Here is a 1,172-nt window from a genome sequence, read left to right on the forward strand (position 1 = left end):
ATGGCACAATGTACAGCACCCATAGTGCCCCCGCTTCAGCGGGGGAAAGGTGGTGCCGTAAGGCACCAAAGGGGGTGCCTTCTCAGTGCTGGGAATGCTTTTGGTGCTCATTCTTTTTCTAACTCCATCACTCTTGCTGTCGTAATTTTAAGCACCATATCACAAACAACAGCAAATCTTTTCTCTATATCTTCATTGGTAAAGCGAAGCACCATATATCCTTTTTCATTCAATTTCCCGCTTCGCCATTCATCATAGCTTTTACCACAGTCTGAGTAATGCTGTGTACCATCAATCTCTATAACTAATTTTGCTTTTCGACAGGTAAAATCAGCAATAAATGGCGATTTTACATCCTGTCTTCGGAAATGAAAGGGAAATCTTTTTAAGCAGAACAGCCATAATTTCAGTTCCTGTGGCGTCATGTTCTGCCTCATGCTGCGGGCTCTTTTTCTTAAAGTGGTCTTTTCCGGTGTAGTCATGATGGATTCCTCAAAATCGGAATATGAAGAAATAAGAGTCAATAGTACGTTATACCATTGTGCTGAATTGGCCGCCTACGGTGGCCACCCCCTATCCGGCTGCGCCGGACTTACCCAAAGGGAAGCGTGTCACTGGATTCTCAGTCGCCTTACGGCTCCCTACGAATCCAGTTCCCTTGCCACCCCTATTCAGGGGGCAGAATAAAACCTCTCTACGCTATCCTGTTGAGTCATGTGGCTCAATGCACAGCACACATAGTGCCCCCGCTTTAGCGGGGGAAAGGTGGTGGCGCCAGCCACCAAAGGGGGGCCTCTACGCGAAGAATGCTTTTGACTCATCTCTCCATGTTACTTTTCTGCTGAATTAGCCACCTCCGGTGGCTACCCCCTATCCCGCTTCGCAGGACTTTCCCCTATTCAGGGGACAGAATAGGCCTCTCTGCCTTTACCTGCTGTGTCATGTAGCACAATGTTCAGCATCCATAGTGCCACCAGCGAAGCTGGGGGAAAGGTGGTGCCGTAAGGCACCAAAGGGGCCTCTTCCTCCATGCTGAGAATACTGATGACTCATCTCTCCATATAACTTTTCTGCAGGATTGGCCACCTACGGCGGCCACCCCTTATCCCGCTTCGCGGGACTTTCCCCTATTCAGGGGACAGAATAGGCCTCTCTGCCTTTACCTGCTGTGT

The 1,172-nt window shown here is 49.2% G+C and carries 1 protein-coding gene; it reads right to left on the bottom strand.

Annotated elements, in window-relative coordinates; genetic code table 11:
• Positions 1-107: 107 nt before the first annotated feature.
• Positions 108-482, bottom strand: a complete 375-nt coding sequence (locus tag Q0482_RS04760; protein WP_299144061.1) for an endonuclease domain-containing protein — start codon at positions 480-482, stop codon at positions 108-110.
• Positions 483-1,172: the final 690 nt, after the last annotated feature.

The sequence above is a fragment of the uncultured Dialister sp. genome (assembly GCF_937959425.1).
Taxonomy (GTDB): Bacteria; Bacillota; Negativicutes; order Veillonellales; family Dialisteraceae; genus Dialister.

Excerpts from the sequence above, each read along its gene's own strand:
- Q0482_RS04760 (WP_299144061.1), bottom strand. The coding sequence starts at position 482 with ATGACTACACCGGAAAAGACCACTTTAAGAAAAAGAGCCCGCAGCATG.